This window comes from Streptomyces sp. NPDC001153 (assembly GCF_053598315.1).
On record NZ_JBSFJZ010000025.1, the window covers coordinates 57,962 to 81,273 of the forward strand.

The 23,312-nt window shown below is 72.9% G+C and carries 17 protein-coding genes, 1 tRNA gene and 1 pseudogene; 12 read left to right on the top strand and 7 right to left on the bottom strand.

Annotation, left to right across the window (positions count from 1 at the left end):
* Window positions 1–600: 600 nt before the first annotated feature.
* Entirely contained in the window at window positions 601–1,521 is a 921-nt protein-coding gene (locus ACWDEN_RS26970) for an SCO6745 family protein (RefSeq protein ID WP_450860313.1), read from the bottom strand.
* Window positions 1,522–1,663: 142 nt separating this feature from the next.
* Here ACWDEN_RS26970 and ACWDEN_RS26975 point away from each other — a divergent pair, with 142 nt between their 5' ends.
* The 3 genes from ACWDEN_RS26975 (at window position 1,664) to ACWDEN_RS26985 (ending at window position 4,418) form a co-directional block, all read left to right on the top strand.
* The gene (locus ACWDEN_RS26975; protein WP_450860314.1) at window positions 1,664–2,563 is read left to right on the top strand and encodes an aminoglycoside phosphotransferase family protein; all 900 of its coding nucleotides are present in this window, start codon (window positions 1,664–1,666) and stop codon (window positions 2,561–2,563) included.
* Window positions 2,564–2,741: 178 nt separating this feature from the next.
* Window positions 2,742–3,545 (top strand): hypothetical protein, encoded by an 804-nt coding sequence (locus ACWDEN_RS26980; protein WP_450860315.1) that lies wholly within the window; start codon window positions 2,742–2,744, stop codon window positions 3,543–3,545.
* 96 nt (window positions 3,546–3,641) lie between these two features.
* Window positions 3,642–4,418 carry a class F sortase gene (locus ACWDEN_RS26985; protein WP_450860316.1) on the top strand — a complete coding sequence of 259 codons (777 nt, stop codon included), beginning with the start codon at window positions 3,642–3,644 and terminating at the stop codon, window positions 4,416–4,418.
* 15 nt (window positions 4,419–4,433) lie between these two features.
* Here ACWDEN_RS26985 and ACWDEN_RS26990 read toward each other — a convergent pair whose 3' ends face one another.
* Together ACWDEN_RS26990 and ACWDEN_RS26995 are read right to left on the bottom strand one after the other, a co-directional pair.
* Window positions 4,434–5,600, bottom strand: coding sequence for a GDSL-type esterase/lipase family protein (locus ACWDEN_RS26990; protein WP_450860317.1), 1,167 nt, complete (start codon window positions 5,598–5,600; stop codon window positions 4,434–4,436).
* A 24-nt stretch (window positions 5,601–5,624) separates the two neighbouring features.
* Window positions 5,625–6,194 (bottom strand): TetR/AcrR family transcriptional regulator, encoded by a 570-nt coding sequence (locus ACWDEN_RS26995; protein WP_351621625.1) that lies wholly within the window; start codon window positions 6,192–6,194, stop codon window positions 5,625–5,627.
* 264 nt (window positions 6,195–6,458) lie between these two features.
* Between ACWDEN_RS26995 and ACWDEN_RS27000 the strand changes: the two genes are divergently transcribed.
* Together ACWDEN_RS27000 and ACWDEN_RS27005 are read left to right on the top strand one after the other, a co-directional pair.
* Window positions 6,459–7,412, top strand: a complete 954-nt coding sequence (locus ACWDEN_RS27000) for a LysR family transcriptional regulator (RefSeq protein ID WP_351621628.1) — start codon at window positions 6,459–6,461, stop codon at window positions 7,410–7,412.
* A gap of 148 nt (window positions 7,413–7,560) precedes the next feature.
* The gene (locus ACWDEN_RS27005) at window positions 7,561–9,522 is read left to right on the top strand and encodes a collagenase (RefSeq protein WP_450860318.1); all 1,962 of its coding nucleotides are present in this window, start codon (window positions 7,561–7,563) and stop codon (window positions 9,520–9,522) included.
* A gap of 81 nt (window positions 9,523–9,603) precedes the next feature.
* On the opposite strand, the gene ACWDEN_RS27010 is transcribed toward ACWDEN_RS27005, so the two are convergent.
* Window positions 9,604–11,049: a glyceraldehyde-3-phosphate dehydrogenase gene (locus tag ACWDEN_RS27010; RefSeq protein WP_351621633.1), complete on the bottom strand. Its 1,446-nt coding sequence runs from the start codon at window positions 11,047–11,049 to the stop codon at window positions 9,604–9,606.
* A gap of 184 nt (window positions 11,050–11,233) precedes the next feature.
* Here ACWDEN_RS27010 and ACWDEN_RS27015 point away from each other — a divergent pair, with 184 nt between their 5' ends.
* The 4 genes from ACWDEN_RS27015 (at window position 11,234) to ACWDEN_RS27030 (ending at window position 15,033) form a co-directional block, all read left to right on the top strand.
* Entirely contained in the window at window positions 11,234–12,442 is a 1,209-nt protein-coding gene (locus ACWDEN_RS27015; RefSeq protein WP_351621635.1) for a glycosyltransferase family 39 protein, read from the top strand.
* Between the two features lie 151 nt (window positions 12,443–12,593).
* Window positions 12,594–12,914, top strand: a complete 321-nt coding sequence (locus ACWDEN_RS27020; protein WP_351621637.1) for a hypothetical protein — start codon at window positions 12,594–12,596, stop codon at window positions 12,912–12,914.
* A gap of 119 nt (window positions 12,915–13,033) precedes the next feature.
* Complete coding sequence (locus ACWDEN_RS27025; RefSeq protein WP_450860319.1) at window positions 13,034–13,864, top strand: PP2C family protein-serine/threonine phosphatase; 831 nt, start codon at window positions 13,034–13,036, stop codon at window positions 13,862–13,864.
* A gap of 146 nt (window positions 13,865–14,010) precedes the next feature.
* The gene (locus ACWDEN_RS27030; RefSeq protein ID WP_351621643.1) at window positions 14,011–15,033 is read left to right on the top strand and encodes an MASE1 domain-containing protein; all 1,023 of its coding nucleotides are present in this window, start codon (window positions 14,011–14,013) and stop codon (window positions 15,031–15,033) included.
* 6 nt (window positions 15,034–15,039) lie between these two features.
* Here ACWDEN_RS27030 and ACWDEN_RS27035 read toward each other — a convergent pair whose 3' ends face one another.
* Window positions 15,040–15,315: a hypothetical protein gene (locus ACWDEN_RS27035; protein ID WP_450860320.1), complete on the bottom strand. Its 276-nt coding sequence runs from the start codon at window positions 15,313–15,315 to the stop codon at window positions 15,040–15,042.
* A gap of 135 nt (window positions 15,316–15,450) precedes the next feature.
* Here ACWDEN_RS27035 and selA point away from each other — a divergent pair, with 135 nt between their 5' ends.
* Together selA and ACWDEN_RS27045 are read left to right on the top strand one after the other, a co-directional pair.
* Complete coding sequence (gene selA / locus ACWDEN_RS27040) at window positions 15,451–16,908, top strand: L-seryl-tRNA(Sec) selenium transferase (RefSeq protein ID WP_450860321.1); 1,458 nt, start codon at window positions 15,451–15,453, stop codon at window positions 16,906–16,908.
* A pseudogene (locus ACWDEN_RS27045) lies at window positions 16,908–18,650 on the top strand (SelB domain-containing protein); the annotation flags it as partial. The gene selA and the pseudogene ACWDEN_RS27045, both read left to right, overlap by 1 nt.
* A gap of 35 nt (window positions 18,651–18,685) precedes the next feature.
* On the opposite strand, the gene ACWDEN_RS27050 reads toward ACWDEN_RS27045, so the two are convergent.
* Window positions 18,686–18,778 (bottom strand) — tRNA-Sec (locus ACWDEN_RS27050).
* Window positions 18,779–18,815: 37 nt separating this feature from the next.
* Between ACWDEN_RS27050 and selD the strand changes: the two genes are divergently transcribed.
* Window positions 18,816–19,835: a selenide, water dikinase SelD gene (gene selD / locus ACWDEN_RS27055; protein WP_351616839.1), complete on the top strand. Its 1,020-nt coding sequence runs from the start codon at window positions 18,816–18,818 to the stop codon at window positions 19,833–19,835.
* A 5-nt stretch (window positions 19,836–19,840) separates the two neighbouring features.
* Here selD and fdh read toward each other — a convergent pair whose 3' ends face one another.
* Entirely contained in the window at window positions 19,841–23,101 is a 3,261-nt protein-coding gene (gene fdh / locus ACWDEN_RS27060) for a formate dehydrogenase (RefSeq protein WP_351616836.1), read from the bottom strand.
* Window positions 23,102–23,312 lie beyond the last annotated feature (211 nt).

A 23,312-nucleotide genomic window follows, 5' to 3' on the forward strand; every position in this document is an offset into this window, starting at 1 on the left:
CTCCGGCGGCTCTGCCGGAGAGCAGAGGGTAGCGGTGCGGGGCGCGCCCCCCACCCCCGGCGACGCGCCCCGCGGTGCGGGCGCGCGTCGCCGGGGGTGGGGCATCGGGTGTGTTCCCGATGGGTCGGCCGGGGGTGGTGGTCGGCCGGGTGGGGTGTGGGCTGGGCTGTCGCCGGCGGGCTGGGCCGGGCGGTGGTCAGCGGTCGTCGGGGGATTCCGTGGTGCAGCTCCCGATGGGTCGGCCGGGGTGCGGTTGTGGGCAGGTTGGGTTCTGGGGCCGGGCTGTTGCTGACGGCCTGGCTGGAGCGTGGTCAGCGGTCGTCGGGATGGGACGTCGGGCGTGGTTCCCGATGGGTCGGCCGGGGGTGGTGGTCGGCCGGGTGGGGTGTGGGCTGGGCTGTCGCCGGCGGGCTGGGCCGGGCGGTGGTCAGCGGTCGTCGGGGGATTCCGTGGTGCAGCTCCCGACGGGTCGGCCGGGGTGCGGTCGCCGGTCGGACGGGTTGCGGGACGGGGCGGTGCCGGCCGGTTCGGTGGGAGGTGGTCGGCGGGCGAGCGGGTGCGGTCCTCGGGGCGATCGCCGACGGGCCGCCCGGGGGCCGGTCAGTGGACGGGTGGATACGTTCCCCGGGTCAGACCCACCGGATTGCCCGGCGGCAGCAGGCCCGAGGACTCGACCATGTGGGCCAGGGGATCCAGCAGGCCGGCCAGCCGCGTGGTGCGGTCGGTGCCGAGGGTGGTCCACGGTCGTTCGGCCGCCGCGTCCGTCAGCGCCTCCACCTCCGCGCGCACGGCCGCTCCCGCCGGCGTGAGCGCCCCGCCGGCATCGAGCAGACCCCGCTCGCGCAGGCCTACCCCGGCCGCATCCCAGTCCGCCAGCTCCCACCTGCGCGTCTCCCGCAGGAACGCCCCGTCGGATTCGCCGGCGGCCGCCTTGAGCACCATCGCCTCGACCGGCCCGAGTCCCTGACCCACCAGCACCGCGACATGCGCGTCGCCCCGGTGCTCGCGCAGGGTCGTCAGGCCCTGCCACAGCCGCGCGGTGGGGCGGTCCGGGCGCTCCAGCGCCTGGTTGGCAGCGGCGAGTACGCGGCCCGCGGTGTCCGCCGCCGCAGCCGCTTCCCAGGCGAGGTCGGCGGCCTCGGCGAACTCGGCCGAGCCGACGGTGTCCGGTCCGAACAGGCCGGTCATGGCCGCGTCGAGAGCGTCGTGGCGGGCCGCCAGCACATCGGCGGGAGCCGCGTACGTCCAGGCGTCCGGCAGGGCCCGGGCCACCCGGGCGGGGTGGAAGACGTAGAAGCAGCTCGTCACGACGGACGGCGGGACCGCGCCGAGCGGTGCGGCGCGCAGCGCGAAGTACCCCATCCAGAAGCCGCGCATCCCGAGCGCGTCCGCCGTGCGGCGTACCTCGGGCGCGAAGTACACGAGGTCGTGCACCGGTTCGTACCGCTCCCACAGGGCCCGCGCCATCGCGTCCGCCACCGCTTCCTCCCACCGCTGCGACCTGTCGCGTGCTGTCGGCACCAGACTGCGTTATGACGGCAGTCATAACAAGGGGTGGCGGCCGGATTTCCCGCCCGCCGCCGACGGGCAGCCGTGTGGCCTCGGTGAAGCACCGGACTCGGGTGGTCGGCTAGTTTGCGAGGACTCCCGCCGGAAGGACGCCATGGACATCGACGACTCCCTCGTCCGCTCGCTGCTGCGTGCACAGCACCCGGATCTCGCCGGCCTGGAGGTGCGTGGGGTGCCGGGCGGCTGGGACAACCAACTGTGGCGGGTGGGAGGCGAGTTGGCGGTACGGCTGCCGCGCACGCCCCGCGCCCCGGACCTTCTGCGCAAGGAGCAGCGGTGGCTGCCCGTGCTCGCCCCACGGCTGCCCCTGCTGGTACCGGTACCGGTGCGCACCGGTGCGCCCTCGGCCGCCTTCCCGCGCCCGTGGGCCGTCGTGACCTGGGTCCCGGGAGAACCCGGCGACAGGGCGGTCCTCACGCGCGGCGACGATGCCGCCGTCCGGCTCGCCGCCTTCCTCGCGGCGCTGCACCGGGCCGCGCCCGCCGGGGCACCGGTCAACGATGTGCGCGGAGGACTGCTCTCCGGCCGTGCGGCCGAGTTCGAGGAGCGGCTCGGGGCCGTCGCGGACCTGCTGACCGACGCGGAGCTGTCCGACGTGTGCTCCATCTGGCAGCAGGCACTCGCGGCGCCCGAGTGGACCGGAGCACCGGTCTGGCTGCACGGCGATCTCCACCCGGCCAATGTCGTCGTCGCGGACGGCAGCCTCGCCGGTGTGCTCGATTTCGGGGACGTCTGTGCGGGTGATCCGGCGACCGATCTCTCGGCCGTGTGGCTGCTGTTGCCGTCGGGGGCGGTTCCGTGGTTCTTCCGGTCGTACGGGACGGCTGACGAGGCGACGCTTCGCCGCGCCCGGGGCTGGGCCGTGCTGCGGGCCCTGTCACTGCTGGGGATCGGCAGGGCCTACGAGCGGGGTCTGCCCGGCGGGCAGCCGGGGTGGGCGAGGGCGGGGCGTGCGGCGCTCGAGCGTCTGGGGGCGGCGCGACGCGCCGGGTGATTCGCCCGGACGGGGCGCCGCGTGGCGTAATCGCTGGGGCAGACGGGTGGCGCGGTGACCCGGCTGGGTGGCTCGGATGGTGGGAGATTGCGCACTCCCTGACGGTGGTTCATGTCGAGGCCGGGTCTGTCCAGCTGATGAGGGATCCGCTGCCCGGCCACGGCGGAAGGACATCGCTATGCGTTCTGCCCGCATGCTTTTGGCCACGGCGGCCGCCACAGCCGCACTGACATTCGGCGCGCCCAGTGCCGCCTTCGCCGCTTCCGCGGGTGACGACGGAGGCCGCGACGACTCCGCCTACAGCCAGGATCACGACCAGGGGTCCGACGAGGACCACGGCGGAAACAACGACCAGGGCCGCGACAACGACCAGGGCCGCGACGACGACTCGGGTCGCGGTCACGACAATGATCACGGCGACAACCACGGCAAGGGCCGCGGACACGAGGGGCCGCGCGGCGGAGTCCACACGGGTGGCGGAGCGCTGTCCGCGGTGCGGGGTGAGGGCGGCGGCGACCGGGGCGACGACGAGGGTCACGGCCGGGACCAGGACCAGGGCCGCGATGAGGGCCATGGCCGGGGCGACGATCACGGCGGCTGGGGCGACCGCGACCAGGGCCGGGGCGGCCACGAAAAGGGCCGCGGACACGAGGGGCCGCACGGCGGTGTGCACACCGGTGGCGGTGCGCTCGCCACGCTGCGCCATGACGACTGGGGCTCGGGTGGCGACGACAACGGCCAGGACGAGGGCCGGGACGGCGGCCGGGACGAGGGCCGGGACGGCGGCCGGGACGAGGGCCGGGACGGCGGCCGGGACGAGGGCCGGGACGGCGGCCACGAGAGGCCGCGCGGTGGCATGCACACCGGCGGCGGCGCGCTCGCCACTCCGGGTGTCACTGCGGGCGGCCTGGCCGTGCTGGCCGTAGGCGCTGGCGGCATGTACATGCTGCGGCGCAAGAAGGCCGGCCAGCCGGCGTCCTGACCGAACGACCCCATCGAGAGGCTGCGGCCGCCGCCGACGCGCCCACCGTGTCGGCGGCCCGCACCCGCTGGCTTTCCCCTAGTGAGGTGGTGTCCGATGGCAGCAGATCCCTCCTCCCCGACCTCCGCGGAGCCGCAGGCGGACGGGCGGAGTTCCAGCCGTGGCGGGCGGCTGACGCTGTGGGGCGTGGCGATCGTCCTCGTCGCCGTCAGCGTGTTCGGCGGCCACCGCACCTCGGACGGCTCCCCGCCGGCGTCGCGTGCCGCGGGCGCGAGCGCCGCCACCCAGACCGACCCGCAGCAGACCGACCCGCGGCAGACCGACCCGCAGCAGGTGGATCCACGGCAGACCGATCCGCAGAAGGCCGACCCGCAGCAGGCCGATCCGCAGAAGACCGACCCGGAACAGGCCGACACGGAGCTGCCCAGGTCCGCACCGACCCGTCTGCTCATCCCGAAGATCTCCGTGGACGCCCCCTTCACCACCCTGTCCATCGGCTCCTCGGGACAGCTCCAGCCCCCGCCGGCGGGCGACACCAATCTCGTCGGCTGGTACGCCAAGGGCGTCTCGCCGGGTGAGAAGGGCACCGCGATCATCGCCGGACACGTCGACACGACCACCTCCCCGGCCGTCTTCGCCAACCTCGGCGAACTGCGCCGCGGCGACCGTTTCACCGTGGAGCGCGCCGACGGACGCGACGCCGCATTCGTCGTGGACGACGCCGAGACCTTCGCCAAGGACGACTTCCCCAGCAAGCGCGTCTACGCCGATGCCCAGCGCCCCGAGGTCCGGCTGATCACCTGCGCGGGGGACTACGACCACGATGCGAAGGACTACAAGGACAACCTCGTGGTCTTCGCCCACCTGGTGTGAGCCGGCCCGTACGGGTCAGGCGGCGCCGTCCCCGAAGGGGCCACCGGGCGCGAACGCCAGCGCCGCGAACCGTTCGCCGATCCGGCGGTGCGCGGCGGCGTCCGGGTGCAGGTCGTCGGGCAGCGGCAGCTCGCCGAAGTCGGCCTCGCCGTACAGCTCTCGGCCGTCGAGGTAGTGCAGCCGGGGGTCCTGCGCCGACCGCTCGCGCACGATCCGGGCCAGTTCCTCCCGGATGACTCCCAGGGTGAGTTTCCCGCTCGCCTTCTCCGCAGGGTCCCCGGCGGCCCGGAACCGCAGTCGGCCCTCGCTCAGCGCGGAGAAGTCCGGGAGGCTGGGGCCCGGCGTGTCCTCATGGATGGGGCACAGGATCGGCGAGACGACGAGCAACGGCGTGTCGGGGTGCCCGTCACGGATGGTGTCGAGGAAGCCATGGACGGCGGGACCGAACGCGCGCAGCCGCATCAGATCGGTGTTGACCACGTTGATGCCGAGCTTGACGCTGATCAGGTCGGCCGGCGTGTCGCGCAGTGCGCGAGCGGTGAAGGGGTCGAGCAGGGCGCTGCCGCCCAGCCCCAGATTGATCAGCTCCGTCCCGCCGCGGGACGCGGCGAGCGCCGGCCAGGTGGTGCTCGGGCTCGCGGCGTCCGAGCCGTGGCTGATGGAACTGCCGTGGTGCAGCCACACCTTGCGGCCCTGGTGCGGTACGGCTTCCACGGGCGCGTCGGTGCGCAGGGCGACGAGTTCGGTCGTCTCGTTGTGCGGCAGCCAGATCTCCACGACCTTGACGGTGCCGGGCAGTCCGGAGAAGCGCACGGTGCCGACCGGGCCCGGCCGGTGCTCGGCCGTACCGGTGGTCACGTCGATGGTGAGCGTGTTGCCGCCGGCGCCCCGGCCACTGCCGGCCGCACGCCCGTCGACGAGCAGGTCGTACACGCCGTCCGGGCGCGGCGGTGCGCCGGCGTAGACCCGTTTGGTGGGCAGGGTGTCCAGCTCGACGGTGGTCGCGCGGGTGCGGAAGACCAGCCGTACACCGGAGGGCTGGGACTCCGCCATGGCCAGCTGAGGATCGGCGCACTGCGTGCGGGCGCGGGCCGGCAGCCGGTGCGGCAGCAGTCCGTGGGCGGTGCGTTCCAGATCGAGGGCGCCGCGCACGAGGTCGGGGGTGAGCGGGGTGGTGTGCATGGTGTCGGCCTGCGTTTCGATGGGTCAGGGGGTGGGCCAGTTGCGCAGCAGGGAATCGAGAGCGTCGAGGATCCGGGTCCAGGACTCCTGCGAGCCGGGGGCACTGTGGCTGAATCCGCCGGCCGTCTCCAGGCTGACGTAGCCGTGGAAGACGCTGCCGAGGAGGCGGACGGCATGGGTCTGGTCGGGCTCGGCGAGGTCGTAGCCGCGCAGGATCGCCCGGGTCATCTGCGCGTGCCGGCCGCCCGCGCTCGCGGCCGCCGCCTCGGGGTCCAGCGGGTGGCGGGTCGCCGCATAGCGGCCGGGGTGTGCGCGGGCGTAGTCGCGGTACACGTCGGCGAACGCGACGAGGGCGTCCTTGCCGGCCCGGCCGGCGAGCGCGTCGGCGGCGCGGTCGGCCAGCTCCTCCAGGGCGAGGAGCGCGATCCGCGTCTTCAGATCCTGGGAGTTCTTCAGGTGCGAGTACAGACTCGCGACCTTCACGTCGAACCGCCGGGCCAGCGCCGACACGGTCACCTGGTCGAAGCCGACCTCGTCGGCGAGTTCCGCGCCCGCACGGACGAGTCGATCGGTGGTCAGCCCTGCGCGTGCCATGACGTTTCTCCCCTCTGCCATAAGCGATTATGAAACTTCCTAAAGTGTTTAGGCAAATGGAAAGGGGTCGCGCCCCGCTCGTGCTCGGCAGCGGCGTGCCCGTGAGGTCGGCTGACCTGCGACTTGTGCCTTGGCGCGGCTGAGTGCGACGCTTCGGTCCGCCGGTCGCGACCACGGCCGGCGGTGGCGGTGAGCACGGGTCTCACCGGGAGGGGCGGACGTGTCTTCCGGGGCCGGCCGTGGACGGAAACGGGGAGTGGAGCGATGGAGCTGGAGCTGCGGCACCTGCGGGTGCTGTGCGCGATCGCCGACGCGGGAAGTGTGGGGCGCGCCGCGGCACAGCTCGGCTACTCGCAGCCCGCCGTGAGCACCCAGCTGCGGCGCATCGAGCGCCACCTCGGCGAGCCGCTCTTCGAGCGCGGCACGAGCGGAGTGCGGCCCACCCGCTACGGCGCCGAGGTCGTCGCCCAGGCCCGTGACGTGCTGACCCGCGCCGACGCCATCGGCCACCGCCCGGCCGCCGGGCGAGCAAGCCGTACCCTGCGCGTGGCGGCGACCAACTCGCCCATGCTGTCCGGCACGGTCTCCCGCGTCCGCACCCGGCTGCCGGAGCTGTCCCTCGCCGTCACCAGCGTCTACGCCTCCTCGCGGATCGTGGAGCTGCTGGAGGAGGGCGCGGTGGACGCGGCCATCGCCGCCGACTATCCGGGCATGGAGCTGCGCCACTCGGGCGCGGTGAGGCACCGCGGGATCGTCACCGAGCCGACGTTCGTGGCCCTGCCCGCCCGGCACCGCCTGCGGCAGTGCGCCCAGGTGCAGCTCGCCGACCTGGCCGAGGACGCGTGGTTCGTGACGCCGGACGACGGCGCCGGGTGGCCCGGGGTGTTCTACGACGCCTGTGCGGCGGCCGGGTTCACGCCGGTCACCGTGCACGAGTTCCTCGGCGACCAGACCCAGTTGCAGAGCATGATCGCCGACGGCCTCGGGGTGTCCCTCGTACAGCCGACGCTGCGGCCGATCCCGCACGTCGTGGTCAAGCCGTTGGCCGGTTCCCCGCTGTGGTGCCGTTATGTGCTGGCATGGCGGCCCGACACCGTCACCGGCGAGGCCGTGGAGGCACTGTCCCAGTCCGCCACCGCCGCCTACCGCGACCTCGTCGCCCAGGCACCCCACCTGCGCGCCTGGGCCTCGCGCACCTGGAGCGTCACGGGGGCGTAGCGGCAAGTCAAAGGCACACCGCGATGTTATGCGCGGGCAGTGGCATGTGCTATGTCACACGGCATTGTTGGGGTGGGTGGCCCGCTGAGACAGTGCCTCACACGCCTCAACTCCCCACAGAGGCGCATCCCTTCGTGGAGGAATCCAGATGCGCTATCGCTTCGCGCTGCCCAGACGCATGCCCGGCCACAGCCGCCCCCGTACGGCCGCACGCATGGCCGGTGCCGCGGTCGTCTGTGTCACCGTGGCAGGCCTGCTGTCCACCCCGGCGCTGGCGGCACCACAGCAGCCCCACACCCGCGCTGCCACCGCGCCCCGGCAGCACGTGTCCCAGCCGTCGCCGATCGGTGCGACCACCCCCGTCACCGAGCGTCCCGCGAGCCAGGCCCGGCGGCTCAGCCCGGACCGGCTCCCGCCCCTGCAGCCCCTCTCGGCCCAGCCGGCCCGAAGGGCGGCCAAGGCGGACTCCTGCACGCCGGGCGACTTCGGCAGCCGTAGCGGCTCCGCTCTCGTGTCCTTCGTGAAGGCCTCGTCCACGGACTGCGTCAACACCCTCTTCTCGGTGACCGGTACGGACGCGCACGACGTCTTCCGCCAGGCCCAGATGCTCAGCGTCGCGGCCGCCTGGACCCGCACCGCCAAGCTGTACCGCGGCGACAACTCCGGCGGCCTGGAACAGCTGGTCCTCTTCCTGCGGGCCGGCTACTACGTGCAGTTCAACCACTCCGCGGACGTCGGCCCGTACACCGCCCGCCTGACCACGGCCGTCACGGCCGGCCTGGACGCCTTCTTCGCCCGGCCGCACGCGCGTGATGTGACCGCGGTCAACGGCGACATCCTCGGCGAGACCGTCATCCTCACCGACAGCGCCGACCAGCAGGGCCGCTATCTGTCCGTCTACCAGCGGCTGCTGAACGACTACGACAGCACCTACGACTCCGTGGACAGCATGATCAGGGCCGTCAACGACGTCTACACACCGCTGTGGCGCGGCAACTGGAACCCCGACTACGTCAAGTCCGTCGAGGCCGACCCCGGCATCATCGACACCCTGCACGACTTCGCACTCGCCAACACCGACCTGCTCGGCACCGACCGGGCGTTCCTGGACTCCAACGCCGGGATGAACCTGGCCCGTTACGTCGAGCACCCCGAACTTCAGGAAACCGTCCGTCCGTTGGCCAAGGACCTGCTCGACGAGACCGCGATGACCGGCCCCACGGCCGGGCTCTGGGTCGCCGTGGCCACCCAGGCGAACGCCTACGACAGCACCGACTGCGCCTACTACGACGTCTGTGACCTGCCCGCCAAGCTGACCAAGGCCGTCCTGCCGGTCAGCCGCCAGTGCGACACGAACGTCACCGTCCTCGCCCAGTCGCTGACCGCCGCCGACCTCGACGCGGCCTGCGCCAGCGTCCTGGGCCAGAGCGCCTACTTCCGCGGCGTGGTGAAGGCCGACGGAGCGATACCCGGCCAGTACGTGTCGACCATCCAGCTCGTGGTCTTCGCCAGCCGATCCGACTACCAGACCTACGCCGGCCCGATCTACGGCATCAGCACCGACAACGGCGGCATGACCCTCGACGGCGACCCGTCCGCCCCGGCCAACCACGTCACGTCGATCATGTACCAGAAGCCCACGGACGACGGATTCACGGCCCGGATCTGGAACCTCAACCACGAGTACACGCACTTCCTCGACGGCCGCGACGACATGAAGGGCGCCTTCGACCAGCAGATCTCGGTGCCGGACATCTGGTGGATCGAGGGCCTGGCCGAGTACGTGTCCTACAGCTACCGCGGCCTCGCCGACGACCAGGCGATCCAGGAGGCCGCCAAGCACACGTACAAGCTGAGCACCCTGTTCGAGAGCACCTACGACAACAGCGACGTGATCCGCACCTACCCGTGGGGCTACCTCGCCGTGCGCTACATGGCCGAGAACCACCCCGACGACCTCCAGCGCATGCTCGCCCGCTTCCGCGTCGGTGACTACGCCGGCGGATACGCCGTCTATCACGACGGCATCGGCACCCGCTACGACGCCGACTTCGACCAGTGGCTGAGTGCGTGTGCCGCGGGCGCCTGCGCCAAGCCCGTCAAGGCCTGACCGCACGCGCCCCAGCAGGACGGCCGCCGACCGGGAACCCCGGTCGGCGGCCGTACGCGTATCGGCGAAGGGACGAAGGGATCAGACCGCCGTCGCCGGGTACGTCGGGTACTCGACGCCCGACACGTGCTGGACGACCCGGACCACCTGGCAGGAGTAGCCGAACTCGTTGTCGTACCAGAGGTAGAGGATCGCGTTGTCGCCGTCGACCTTCAGGGCGCCTGCGTCCACGATCGAGGCGTGGCGCGAGCCGATGAAGTCGCTGGAGACCGCGTCGGGCGCCGTGATGAAGTCGATCTGGCGCTTGAGCGGCGAGGTCAGCGACACCTCCCGCAGGTAGTCGTGGACCTCCTCGCGGGTGGTCTCGCGGGCCAGCTGCAAGTTGAGGATTGCGATAGAAACGTCCGGCACCGGGACGCGGATCGAGCTGCCGCTGATCTTCGCCTTGAGGTCCGGCAGCGCCTTGGCCACGGCGGAGGCGGCACCGGTCTCGGTGATCACCATGTTGAGCGGCGCGGAGCGGCCACGGCGCTCGGACTTGTGGTAGTTGTCCAGCAGGTTCTGGTCGTTGGTGAACGAGTGGACGGTCTCCACGTGGCCGCGCAGCACACCGTACTCGTCGTCCATCGCCTTCAGCGGCGGGACGATCGCGTTGGTGGTGCAGGAGGCGCAGGACAGGATCTGCTCGTCCGGCTTGACGGTGTCGTGGTTGACGCCGTGCACGATGTTCGGGACGTCGCCCTTGCCCGGCGCGGTCAGCACGACCTTCTCGATGCCGGGGCGCAGGTGCTTGGACAGGCCCTCGCGGTCGCGCCACTTGCCGGTGTTGTCGATGAGGATGGCGTCCCGGATGCCGTACTCGGTGTAGTCCACGTGCGACGGATCGTCGGCGTAGATCACCTTGATCTCGTTGCCGTTGGCGACGATCGTGCTGCTGTCCTCGTCGACCGTGATCGTGCCCTGGAACTGGCCGTGGATGGAGTCGCGGCGCAGCAGCGAGGCGCGCTTGACGATGTCCTGGGCGCCGCCGCCGCGCACCACGATGGCGCGCAGACGCAGGCCGTTGCCGGAGCCGGCCTTCTCGATCAGCAGGCGGGCCACGAGCCGGCCGATGCGGCCGAAGCCGTACAGGACGACGTCACGCGGCTCACGGCGCTCGATCTTGTTGCCACCGGTGGCACCGGCGACGGCCTCGGCGGTGAACTCCGCCACGCTCAGCCCACGCTCGTCGGCCTTGTACCTCGTGGCGAGCATGCCGAGGTCGATCTGGGAGGGTCCGAGGTCGAGGGTGGTCAGGGCCTCGAGGAACGGCATGGTCTCGGTGACCGACAGCTCTGCGCCGGCGATCTGGCGGGCGAAGCGGTGCGTCTTGAGGATGCTGACCACCGACTTGTTCACCAAGGAGCGGCTGTGCAGCAGGACGGTCACGTCCCGCTCGCGGTGCAGCTTCCCGATGAGCGGGATCATCGACTCCGCGATCTCCTCGCGGATCTTCCAGTTGGTGAACGAGTCGTCGTTGACAGTCACGGATCCATCTTTCGAGCTAGGGAGCGCTCATATGCTAACCGCACCTCTCAGCCGCTCCTTCCGGGGGTGGCGGGGTAAGGGATTTGCACTGTTTCCTTGACCGATTCCTGAATCAGGGTGGAAGTCCGTAAGAAACCCGAGTCGCGGATTGCCCGTCTTACCTGGCGTGCCCAAGGTCAAGAGAGTGAGCACCTCCTCAGTACCGCGGCCCGAGTCGGCCGCCCCGTCCCGACCCCTTCGCCCCCCGACGCTCCCCTGGATCGCCCGGCGCGGGATCCCCGAGGGGGCGCTCCCGGCCCTCGCCCTGTTCGCGGCCGTACGGCTCGCCGGGATCCTCTTGGTGATCCTCACGAACGCCGTGAGAGGACATCCCCTCGTCAAGAGCCTCGCCCACTCCTGGGACTCCCGCTGGTATCTGCACATCGCCGCCCAGGGCTACGGCCACAAGATCTGGATCACCCCGGAGGGCGCCGTCCAGAGCGACTGGGCGTTCTTCCCGCTGTACCCGGGGCTGATCAGGGCGCTGACCACGGTCCTGCCGGTCACCCCCGGCCAGGCCGCGCTGCTCATCTCCTGGATCGCCGCCGGCGTGGCGGCGTACGGCGTGTACGCCATCGGCCACCACCTCTACGGCCGCGGGGTCGCCACCGCGCTGGTCGCCCTGTGGGCCGCGATGCCGCACTCCGTCGAACTGACCATCGCCTACACCGAGTCGCTGTTCGCGGCCCTCGCCGTCTGGTCCCTGTACTGCGTGCTCAAGGGCCGCTGGCTGTGGGCCGGTGCACTGGCCGCGCTGGCGGGCCTGTCCCGGCCGAGCGGTTTCGCGGTGGCGGGGGCCGTCTGCATCGCGGCCGCGTACGAGGTCGTGCGGCAGCGCGGCCGGGCCCCGGCGAGCGTGTGGGCCGGTGCCGTGCTGGCCCCGCTGGGCTGGCTCGGCTACGTGCTCTGGGTGGGCAGCCAGACGGGAGACCTGCTCGGCGGCTACTTCAAGGTGCAGAGCGCCTGGGACTCCCGCTTCGACTTCGGTCTCGGCTCGGCACGCTTCACGAAGGCCCTGCTGCTGCACGGGGGCGGTGCCGTCTATCCGGCGGCCCTGGTGATCGTCGCGGCGGGCGTGCTGCTGTTCGCGCTGCTGTGCCTGGAACGCGCCCCTCTCGCCCTCGTGGTCTTCGCCGGGATCCTGGTCCTGCTCGTGGTCGGCGGCTCCGGTTCCTTCTCCTCCAAGCCGCGCTTCCTGCTGCCCGCCTTCCCGCTCCTGATCCCCATGGCCCGGGCACTGACCCGCACCTGGCGGGTCCGCCCGGCTCACGCCGTGGTCGTCTACGGCGGCCTCACCGCCATGTCCCTGCTGTTCGGCGCCTTCGTGACGGTGGTGGCCCACTCCCCACTGTGATCCACCACCAGCTCGGCCCCGCCCCGACCGGTGCGTGACGCCGAGCCCACCGCCCCTCACGGCGCCGCCCGGGAACGGACCCGGGCGGCGCCGCACTGTGCGAAGGTCCTGAATCGGGGTAGGCGGGGGGACGCCCGAGGAAAGGACCATCATGACGACCTACGTGATCACCGTCCCCGGCACCTTCACCGCGGACATCGGGACGGACACCCGGACGCGCCTGGCCAGGGCGCTCAGGCCCGCCGATCCGCACGGCACCCGGATGGGCAGCGCCGAGGGCCTGGACGTGCTCAGCGTCAACGAGGACAACACCTTCACCCTCCGGCTGACCGTCGAGGCGGACACCGGCCCGCACGCCGAGCAGGAGGCGCGCCGGCTCGCGGGCTCCGCCCTCGAGGACGCGGGACTGGACGAGCGGAGCGCACCGCTTGGGCCCGCTGTGGTCACCGGGATCGACTCCGAGGTGCGCTGACCCGCGGCCGGTCCACGGACGCCCACGGGGCGAGATCATCCGGTATAGGTAAAATCTAGACGTTTGCCGAAAATTCAGGCGACTGGTCGTCACGACCGCCGCCCCGCCGGAAGTGATCCATGCCCCGCAAGCGCTCCACGGACGAAGGCGACGAGCTGCTGGCCAGACTCGGCTCGCTCACCGCCCAGGCACGGGAGCGCGCGGAGCTGCAGCGCACCCAGGTAGAACTGGCCATCGCCCTGCAGCGCGGCATGCTGCCCCGTGACCTGCCCACCGCACCGGGCCTGCACCTCGCCGTCCGCTACACGCCGGCCAACCTCGGCCTGAACGTGGGCGGCGACTGGTACGACGCGTTCGCCCTGCCCGACGGGCGGATCGGGCTGGCCATCGGCGACGTCCAGGGACACAACATCGAGGCCGCCGCGTTCATGGGCCAGGTCCGCGCCGGGCTCCGCGCCCTCGCCTCCGTGACCGGCGAGCCGGGCGAACTCCTGGCCCGCACCAACGAGCTGCTGCTGGCCCTGGGCACCGAACTGTTCGCCACCTGCATCTTCATGCGCCTCGACCCGGCCACCGGCGCGCTGGAGAGCGCCCGGGCCGGCCACATCCCGTTCGTGTGGGCCACGGCGGACGGCAAGTCCGGCGTCGTCGACGACGAGGGCGGGCCGCCGCTCGGCATCGACAGGGGCATGGAGTTCCCGGTGAGCCGGCACCGGCTCACCACGGGCGGCCTGTTCGTGCTGCTCACCGACGGCGTGGTGGAGGGACCCTCGCTGAACATCGAGGACGGCCTCGAGCAGGTGGTCCGCCTCGCCGGCGTCGCGGCCCTGGCCGGCCTGGAGGCTCACGCCCTGGCCGCCGCCGTGATCAAGGGCGCCGAGAGCGTCGGTCACGAGGACGACGCGGCCGTGCTCGTCGTGGGCCTGGACGGCCCCGGAAACCACCTGTGACCGGCGCGGCCGGCCACGGGCCGGACGCGGATCCGGCGCCCACCGGCCCGGACGGTCACGCGAAGCCCCGCGTCATTCAGCCAGAGGGCCGGACCGCACCGACTCTCGCCTCGCCGAGCCGGAGCCATCGGTGTGAGATTGCTGCTGTGGTGGGTATCGACGATCTGCGCCGACCGGGCGGCTACGCCGTTCAGGTGGTGGCCGTCGCGGCCGGCTACTACGGCGCGGCCCGGCTCGGACTCCTGCGCGAACTCACCGTCGAGGGCGCCGTCGTCACCCCCATCTGGCCGCCGACCGGCGTCGCCGTCGCCGCGCTGCTCATTTTCGGCCTGGGCTGCTGGCCCGGCATCACGATCGGTGCGTTCTTCGCCGTGATGTCCGTGACCACCTTCCGCATCGACGTGCTCGGCACCCTCGCCGGGCAGACCCTCGCGCCGGTGTGCGCGGCACTCCTGCTGCGCCGGGCCCGCTTCCACACCGATCTCGGCCGGTTGCGGGACGGCGTGGCCCTGGTGTTCCTGGGCGCGCTGACCGCCATGCTGATCAGCGCGAGCGTCGGCATCGGCCTCCTCGTCCTCATGGGCAAGCTGGACGTGCACAACTTCTGGCCCGTGTGGCTGGCCTGGTGGGTGGGCGACGCCATGGGAGTGCTGCTCGTCACCCCGCTGCTGCTGTTGCTGCACCGGGCGCGCCGACCGCCGCCCGTGGCCCGCTGGAAGGAGGCGACCGCGCTGGCCGTCGTCGCCTGCGGTCTCGTACCGGTGGCCGTCTACAGCTCGATCAGTGCGCTCTTCCTCGTCTACCCGCTCCTCATCTGGGCCGCCCTGCGTTTCCAGCTCGTGGGCAGTGTGCTGTGCGCGCTGCTGACGTCCGTACTGGCCGCGGTCGCCGCGACGGACGGTGCCGGGGCCTTCACCGGGCTGGGCCGGATCGAGATCATGGCGAAGCTGCAGGCGTTCAACGGCACGATGGCCCTGACGGCGCTTCTGCTGTCCGCCCTGATCACCGAGCAGCGCAACACCCGGCGCTCGGTGGAGAAGGCCTGCCAGGAACTGGTCGAGGTCCTGGGACACCTCACCGCGGGCGAAGCACCGCCGCCGCGGGCACAGCCGGACGGCGAGGGCGCCGACGGTGAGTCCGGCACGCCCCGGCCCGCCGGACCGCCATGACGGTCCTCACCGGCCGGACCGGTTCACCGGCCCCTCGTCGTCACCGCCCGGCTCCGCGGAGCCCTTGCGCGACCTGACGTCCCGGGGGGTGGGCGTCGGCGGGTGCGCGGCACCGGTGGCACCGGGCCGGGTACGGGTAGTCGAACGGCTCGGCGGAGGCACGCGCTTCGCCTCGCGCTGCCGGCGTGCGGCCCGTTCGGCGGCCGTCGCGCCCTCACCCGGCCGGCCGCGGTCCTCGCCGTGCGAACGGCTGTTGTCGTGCATGCGGTCCTTGTCCTTCATGCGGGGCCGAGTACCTGGGCGGTGGCGGGCGCCAACACCCTCCCGGCGTGTCGAACGGCCGGTCGGGGGCACTGGGGGACGGACGATGGGCGATGCCCGGACGGGCCCGGGCCGGACCGGAGGGACAGGCGCGGCATGGAGCAGCGGACGGCGAGCGCGGCGGACCAGCGGACCGGGGCGGCCCGGCCGCGCTCCGCTGACGTGAAACGGCGCGACGGGACATCCGAACCGTGCGACGGCACATCCGAACAGCCGGCGGACCACGCCGTAGGGCCGCCCGACGGCACCGATGCCCGCCGCCGCATCCCGCGCACCGACCTCCTGCTGCGCGATCCCCGGCTGTCGGCGGCGCTGGAGCGGCTCGGTGCCGGTGTGGTGAAGGCCGCCGTACGCGAGGCGCAGGAACGGGCGCGGGAGGGCGGCATCCCGCCCGAGCAGGTGCCCGCGACGGCCCTCGCCCTGCTGCCCGCCACTGCGAGCGGCCTGCGCCCCGTGATCAACGCCACCGGGGTGCTGCTGCACACCAACCTCGGCCGGGCTCCGCTGTCGGCCGCCGCCCGGCAGTCCGTCCAGGAGGCCGCCGGACCCACGGACGTCGAACTGGATCTGCCGACCGGGGTACGCGCCCGCCGCGGCCGCTCCGCCCTGGCCGCCCTGCACACGCGCGTGCCGTCCGCCGGGGCCGCGCACGTCGTCAACAACGGCGCCGCCGCGCTCGTGCTCGCCGCCACCGCCCTCGCGGCCGGCAAGGAGATCGTCGTCAGCCGGGGCGAGATGGTGGAGATCGGCGACGGCTTCCGCCTGCCCGACCTGCTCGTCTCGACCGGCGCCCGGCTCCGTGAGGTCGGCACGACCAACCGCACGACCGCGGCCGACTACGCCGCCGCGCTCGGCCCGGAAACCGGCTTCGTGCTCAAGGTGCATCCGTCCAACTTCCGCGTCACCGGCTTCACACGGTCCGCCGGGACCGCGGAACTCACCGGTCTCGGCGTCCCGGTCGTCGTCGACATCGGCTCCGGACTGCTCGCCCCGCATCCGGCGCTGCCCGAGGAACCCGACGCCGGCACCGAACTCCGCGCGGGCGCCGCCCTCGTCACCGCGAGCGGCGACAAGCTCCTCGGCGGCCCCCAGTGCGGGCTGCTGCTGGGCGCGGAGGACCTGGTCCGCACCCTCGCCCGGCACCCACTGGCCCGCGCCCTGCGCGTCGACAAGCTGACCCTGGCGGCCCTGGAGGCCACCCTCACCGGCCCGCCCACCCCGACCGCCCTCGCCATCACCGCCGACCCGGCCGCCCTGCGCGCCCGCGCCGACCGGCTCGCGGGCGAACTCGCCGCCGACGGCATCGCCGTACGGGCCGTCGACTCCTGCGCCACCGTCGGCGGCGGCGGTGCCCCCGGCGTCACCCTGCCCAGCGCCGCGCTGTCGCTGCCCGAGCCGTACGCCGCCGCGCTGCGCACCGGCCCGGTCCCCGTCGTCGGACGGCTGGAGGCGGGCCGCTGCCTGCTCGATCTGCGCGCGGTGCCCGAGCAGGACGACGCACGGCTGGCCGATGCCGTGCGCCGCGCCCGGCCGGCCGAGGAGAGGCGGACGTGATGCGGGTGCTCGCCACCGCCGGCCATGTCGACCACGGCAAGTCCGCGCTGGTACGGGCCCTCACCGGCATGGAGCCCGACCGCTACGAGGAGGAGCGGCGCCGGGGCCTCACCCTGGACCTGGGCTTCGTGTGGACGCGGCTCGGCGCGGACGGCGACCATCTCGCCTTCGTGGACGTGCCCGGGCACGAACGCTTCGTGCCGACCATGCTGGCCGGAGCCGGACCGGTGCCCGCCGTGCTGTTCGTGGTCGCAGCCGACCAGGGCTGGCAGCCCCAGTCCGAGGAGCACCTGGCCGTCCTCGACGCGCTCGGCGTCCGGCACGCCGTCCTCGCCGTGACCCGCAGCGACCTCGCCGACCCCGAAGCCGTACGCACCGATGCCGTCGAGCGGCTGGCCCGGACCAGCCTCGGCAAGGTCCCGGCGGTCGCGGTGAGCGCCGTCACCGGTGCCGGACTGGACGAGCTGCGTGGTGAACTGGCACGGCTGGCGGGCGAGTTGACAGACCCCGACCCCGGCGCCGACGTACGGCTGTGGCTCGACCGCGCCTTCACCGTGCGCGGACACGGCACCGTGGTGACCGGCACCCTCGGCGCGGGCACCCTGCGCGTCGGCGACCGGCTCGTCACCGGCGACGGCTCGGCCGTGCTCCGGGTGCGCGGGCTGCAGACCCTGCGCGAGGAGCGGACGGCGGTCAGCGGGGTGGCCCGGGTGGCGGTCAACGTGCACGGCCGGGGGGCCGACGGACTGCGCCGGGGGCAGGTGCTGCTGACCCCGGAGCGCTGGCCGAGCAGTGCGGTGCTCGACGTACGGGTCACCGGCGAGCCGGTCCGTGACCTGCCCCGCTCCGTCACCCTGCACATCGGCACGGCCGCCGTGCCCGTCACCGTCCGTCCGCTCGGCGAGGACACCGCCCGGCTCACCCTCGCCCGGAGTCTGCCGCTGCGGGTCGGCGACCGCGCGGTGCTGCGCGAACCGGGCGGCAGCCGCATGCCCTGCGGGTCCACCGTCCTCGACGTACGGCCGCCCCGGCTGACCCGGCGCGGCGCCGGGCGGGCGCGCGCCGCCGAACTCGCCACCCTGACCGGCAGCCCCGACGGCGCCGCCGAACTGCGCCGCCGCAAACTGATCCGGCGCGCCGACCTGCTGGCGATGGGCATCCCGGCCCCCGCCCAACCCGTCGCGGGGGACTGGCTGGCGGACGACACCTACTGGACCGCCCTGAAGGACCGGCTGGCCGGGGAGGTCGACCGGTACGCGAGGGAACACCCGCTGGAGCCGGGCCTGCCCGCCGAGGCGGCCCGCCGGCTGCTCGGTCTGCCGGATCGCGCCCTCGTGGACGCCCTGACCGAAACCACGCCCCGACTCCGCAGCGAGCAAGGCCGGTTGTACCGCCCGGACGGCCTTCGCCCCGCCCTGCCCCCGCCCGTCCGCGCCGCCGTGGACGCCGTGCGCGAGGACCTCGCCCGTACGCCCTTCCGCGCCCCCGAGGCCGGCCAGCTCGCCGAACTCGGCCTGGACCGCAGGGCGTTGGCCGCCGCCGTCACGGCCGGTGCGCTGCTGCGGATCGCCGACGGGATCGTGCTGCTGCCCGGCGCCGACGCCGAGGCCGCCGCCGTGCTGCGCACCCTGCCCCAGCCGTTCACGCTTCAGGAGGCCCGCCGCGCGCTGGACACCACCCGGCGGGTCGCCGTACCGCTGCTGGAGTTCCTGGACGCACAGGGTCACACCGAGCGCGTCGACGACCAGCGCCGGCGCTGCCGCACCGACGCCGTGAACGGAGGCGGACGGGAATCGAACCCGCCGGCCCGAGATCCTCGGGCCCCTCGGTTTTGAAGACCGGGAGGGCCACCAGGCACCCACACGCCTCCACCGCTCGTCAGGCTACTGCCCCAGGAGACCGCCGCCATGACATCGACATCCCCACCGGTCCACCCGGCGCCCGTCCGGCTCACCCAGTACGCCCACGGCGGCGGCTGCGCCTGCAAGATCCCGCCCGGAGAGCTGGAGGAGGTGGTGTCGGGGCTGGCCGTGCCCCAGCTCGCCGGGGGCGACACACCACTGCTCGTCGGACTCGCCACCGGTGACGACGCCGCCGTGGTCACGCACCGGGGAACCGCCGTCGTCTGCACGGCGGACTTCTTCACCCCGGTCGTGGACGACCCCTACGACTGGGGCCGCATCGCCGCCGCCAACGCGCTCTCCGACGTGTACGCGATGGGCGGCCGGCCGGTGCTCGCCGTGAACCTGCTGGCCTGGCCGCGCGACCGGCTCCCCTTCGACCTGGCCCGCGAGGTGCTGCGCGGCGGCCTGGACATCGCCACCGAGGCCGGCTGCCACGTCGGCGGCGGACACAGCGTCGACGACCCGAAACCCAAGTACGGCATGGCCGTCACCGGCCTCGCGGACCCCGAGCGGCTCCTGCGCAACGACGCCGGCCGGCCGGGCCTGCCGCTGTCACTGACCAAGCCGCTCGGCGTGGGCGTGCTGAACAACCGGCACAAGGTCACCGGCGAGCGGTTCGAGCAGGCCGTCGCCATCATGACGGCGCTCAACCGGGACGCCGCCGAGGCCGCCCTCGCCGCCGGGGCCGGCTGCGCCACCGACGTGACGGGTTTCGGCTTCCTCGGTCATCTGCACAAGCTGGCGCGGGCCTCGGACGTGACCGCCGTGGTCGACACCGCCGCCGTCCCGTACCTGGACGGGGCCCGGGAGGCCGTCCGGGACGGGTACGTCAGCGGCGGCACCCGGCGCAACCTCGAATGGGTCGCCCCGCACACCGACTTCGGGGACACCGACGCCGGCACCCGGCTGCTGCTGGCCGACGCCCAGACCTCCGGCGGCCTGCTGGTCGCCGGTGAGGTGCCCGGGGCGCCGGTGGTGGGGGAGCTGGTGCCGCGCGGGTCCCACTCGATCGTCCTTCGATAGGGCCGCTACGGCTCCGTTCCGGTGTGCTCGTCGATGCCCGCCCGGGCCCGGTACGCCCGCACCAGCTCCACCGAGGCCGGACCGCGCGGCCGCCGCCCGGGGCGGATGTCCACCGCGAACGCCTTCGACTCCTGGATGTGGACGTTCGGATCCAGCGACAGATGCAGCAGCTCGTTGGCCGCGTCCCCGGTGCTGTAGCCGTTGGGCCCCCAGTGGTACGGCAGCCCCACCTGGTGCAGCCTGCGTCCTTGCACCGTCAGCGGCGCGATCCGGTCCGTCACCAGCACCCGCGCCTCGATCACCGCGCGGGCGCTGACGATCGTCGCCCACCCGGTGTGTTCCAGGCCCCGCTCGGCGGCGAGCTCCGGGGAGACCTCGCAGAAGAACTCCGGCTGCAGCTCGGCCAGATACGGCTGCCAGCGGGACATGCCGCCCGCCGTGTGGTGCTCGGTGAGCCGGTAGGTGGTGGCCACGTACGGGAACACCTGGGAACCGCGCTCGTCACCGCTCGGCTGGTAGCGGTTGTCGGGGATCGTCGGCATCAACTGCCGTACAGGATTGCGCTGTTGGTCGTAGAGCAGGTTCGTAAACGGTGAGTCCTGCGGCTCGTAGTGGGCCGGCAGCGGGCCGTCGGTGAGTCCGGACGGCACATACAGCCAGGCCTTGCCGTCGGCCTGCATGATGAACGGGTCCGTGCCGGACAGCGCCGCCGGGCCGGTCGCGTCCCGGGGCGGCTGGTGATCGGGCGCCTTGTCCTTCTTGAAGTCGGGTACGTCGTGCCCGGACCACTCGCCCTTCTCCGGGTCCCACCACACCAGCGCCTTCCGCTCGCTCCAGGGCCTGCCCTGCGGGTCGGCGGAGGCGCGGTTGTAGAGGATCCGCCGGTTGGCGGGCCAGGCCCACGCCCATTCGGCGGCCACCCAGTCCTGTTCCCGGCCGGGCCTGCGGCGGGCGGCCTGGTTGACGCCGCCGGCGCGGACACCGCAGTAGATCCAGCAGCCGCAGGACGTCGAGCCGTCCGGCTTCAGCTGCTCGTAGGAGGACAGCGGATTCCCCTCGGCGTCGTGGCCGTTGATCTCGGCGAGGACGGCCTCCGCGTCCGGTTCGGCGAGCCGGCCCCTCGTCGGACAGTCCCAGGCCAGGTCGAGCACCGGCCGGTCCATCTCGTCGGTGGACCCGGCGAGCTTCTCCCGGATGATCCGCCCCAGGTGGTAGGTGAACCACAGGTCGCTGCGCGCCTCGCCGGGCGGCTCGACCGCCTGGTGGTGCCACTGCAGCAGCCGCTGGGTGTTGGTGAAGCTGCCGTCCTTCTCCGTGTGCGCGGCGGCCGGCAGGAAGAACACCTCGGTGCGGATGTCCTCGGTGCGCAGCTCACCGGTCTCGATCTCGGGCCCGTCCTGCCACCAGGTCGCCGACTCGATCAGCGAGAAGTCCCGGACGACCAGCCAGTCCAGGTTCGCCATGCCGAGCCGCATCACCTTGGAGTTGGCGTTGCCGACCGCCGGGTTCTCGCCGAAGAGGAAGTAGCCCTTGCAGGTGCCCTCCAGCTGGGCCATGGCCGTCTCGTACACCGAGTGGCTGCCGGTCAGCCGGGGCAGGTAGTCGAAGCAGAAGTCGTTGTCGGCCCTGGCCGCGTCACCCCAGTACGCCTTGAGCAGGCTCACCAGGTACGAGCGCATGTTGCCCCAGTAGCCCTTGTGGGCCGCGTCGGCCCGCACGAAGGCGTCCAAATCCTGGTTCTGGTGGGCGTGCGGCATCGGGATGTAGCCCGGCAGCAGGTTGAACAGGGTCGGGATGTCCGTGGAGCCCTGGATGGAGGCGTGCCCGCGCAGCGCGAGGATGCCGCCGCCGGGCCGGCCGATGTTGCCGAGCAGGGTCTGCAGGACACAGGCCGCCCGGATGTACTGCACGCCGACCGTGTGCTGGGTCCAGCCGACCGCGTAGGCGAAGGCGGTGGTCCGGTCGCGGCCGGAGTTCTCCGTGACCAGCTCGCACACCCGCCGGAACAGGTCCCGCGGCACCCCGCAGACCTCCTCGACCATCTCCGGTGTGTAGCGGGCGTAGTGCCGCTTGAGCACCTGGAAGACACAGCGCGGATGGGTCAGCGTCTCGTCGCGCTCGGGTTCGCCCTCGCCGATCACCGCGCCGCCGGCCCCGTGCGCCTCGCCGCGTCCCGCCTCGGCCACCGAACTGCCGCCGCGGGTGCGCTTCTCGTACTCCTGGTCGCGCTCCCCGGAGGCCGCCTGGATCTCGGTGCCCTCGTACTGCCAACTGGCGTTGTCGTAGGAGCGGTTCTGGGCATCCAGGCCGGAGAACACACCCGCAAGGTCCTCGGTGTCGCGGAAGTCCTCCCTGAGGATCACCGGGGCGTTGCTGTAGGCCACGATGTAGTCGCGGAAGTACTTCTCGTGCTCCAGCACATGGTTGATGATTCCGCCGAGGAAGGCGATGTCCGTGCCCGCGCGCAGCGGCACGTGCACATCGGCCAGCGCGCTGGTGCGGGTGAACCGCGGGTCGACGTGGACCAGCTTCGCGCCCCGCGCCTTGGCCTCCATCACCCACTGGAACCCGACCGGATGGCACTCGGCCATGTTCGAGCCCTCGATGACGATGCAGTCCGCGTTCTGCAGGTCCTGCTGGAAGGTGGTCGCGCCGCCGCGTCCGAACGAGGTTCCCAGACCGGGAACGGTGGAGGAGTGTCAAACACGCGCCTGGTTCTCGATCTGGATCGCTCCGAGCGCCGTGAACAACTTCTTGATCAGGTAGTTCTCTTCGTTGTCGAGGGTGGCCCCGCCGAGGCTCGCGATGCCGAGGGTGCGCCGGGTGCGGGTCTCGTCGACCTCCCACTGCCAGCCCGCCCGGCGTGCCTCGATCACCCGGTCTGCGATCATGTCCATCGCCGTGTCGAGGTCCAGACGCTCCCACTCGGTGCCGTGCGGACGCCGGTAGAGGACCTGGTGCTCACGGGCGTCCCCGGTGGTCAGCTGCAGGCTCGCCGCGCCCTTGGGGCACAGCCGGCCGCGCGAGATCGGGGAGTCCGGGTCGCCCTCGATCTGGGTGACCTTCCCGTCCTGGACGTACACGTTCTGGCCGCAGCCCACCGCGCAGTACGGGCAGACGGACTTCACCACCCGGTCGGCCGTGGCCACCCGGGGCTGCAGCCGCTCGCTGTGGCCGCTCTTCACCGCGGCACCCCGGCCCAGCGGATCGGTGCCCGTCAACTGCCGGTAGGCCGGCCAGGACTCGATCCAGGTGCGCACGCCCACAGCCACTCCTCCCGCTCGGACTCCCGATTTTCCCGCATGTGCGCGGTGACGGCATCTCTCGCCCCGGTGCGCGGCGGAGTACCCCGGCCGCGCACGGCCAAACGGACCCGGCAGGTGTGAGGGGGCCAGCGGGCCGCCGCCCTGGCTCCGACGCCCCCGGCACTCACGCGAGGCAGCGTCACATCTCCGGGAAAGTCTTCACGCCGGCGTC